A 969-nucleotide genomic window follows, 5' to 3' on the forward strand; every position below is an offset into this window, starting at 1 on the left:
CAATAGGGTGGCCCAGGTGAGGACGGCGTGGAGCACTGCGCCGGAGCGGTAGGTGATGGCGAGCTTGTCGTAGCGGGTGGCGATGCCGCGCCATTGCTTGACGAGTGCGAAGGACCGCTCGACGACGTTGCGGTCTTTGTAGGCCTCGGCATCGAATGCGGGCGGCCTGCCGCCCTTGCTGCCCTTGCGTTTGCGGGTGGCAATCTGATCGCTCTTCTCGGGGATCACGACCCGGATGCCACGGGCGCGGAGCATGCGCCGGTTCACGCCGGACCCATAGGCTTTGTCCGCGAGGACCGCGTCCGGCCGGGCGCGGGGGCGCCCGCCGCCGATCCGGGGAACACGGATGTCGTCAAGGACCTGCTCGAGCATCGCCCCGTCGTTGCGTTGCCCGCCGGTGACCACGATCGCCAACGGCAGACCGTTCCCGTCGACGGCGTGATGGATCTTCGTGGTCAGCCCGCCCCGCGAGCGACCGATACCGTGACCGGCGGGTTCGACCTTATCCAGCCGCAGATTCTTGTGATTCGATCGTGCCCCCTGTGTCCTGGTCAGGGCGGGTGGTGTTCGTCGCGTGCTGATGCGCACGCGCGATCGTCGCATCCACCGACACATCCCAATCGATCAGGCCCGCCACGTCTGCCTGCGAGAGCAGCGCCTGCAGCACCCGATCCCATGTCCCGTCTCCGGCATACCGGCGGTGCCGCTTCCAGATCGTCTGCCACGGGCCGAACTCGCCGCGCGGCACATCCCGCCACGGCGTCGAGGTCCGGAACCGGTAGATGATCCCGTCCACGACCCGGCGATCATCACCGAATGGGTGCCCACGACGCCCCACGTTCGACGGCAGCAACGGCGCGATCAACGCCCACTGCGCATCCGTCAATCGACGCGTCCGAGAATCCACAACCGAAGCCATGTACCCAGAATCGCGCGTCAATCACAACCCATATGGGAGACACGCCCTAG

The 969-nt window shown here is 67.0% G+C and carries 1 protein-coding gene; it reads right to left on the reverse strand.

The window, feature by feature from the left end; translation table 11 throughout:
• Positions 1–919, reverse strand: a protein-coding gene (locus tag ACPYN4_RS15505; RefSeq protein WP_424446878.1) for an IS5 family transposase whose coding sequence is annotated in 2 segments (ribosomal slippage) — positions 1–553 and positions 552–919 — 921 coding nt annotated over the 2 segments. Because the reading frame shifts where the segments join, the coding sequence is not laid out codon by codon here. This gene is flagged as partial in the annotation.
• Positions 920–969: the final 50 nt, after the last annotated feature.

The sequence above is a fragment of the Microbacterium sp. CH-015 genome (assembly GCF_049707015.1).
GTDB classification, from domain to species: domain Bacteria; phylum Actinomycetota; class Actinomycetes; order Actinomycetales; family Microbacteriaceae; genus Microbacterium; species Microbacterium aurum.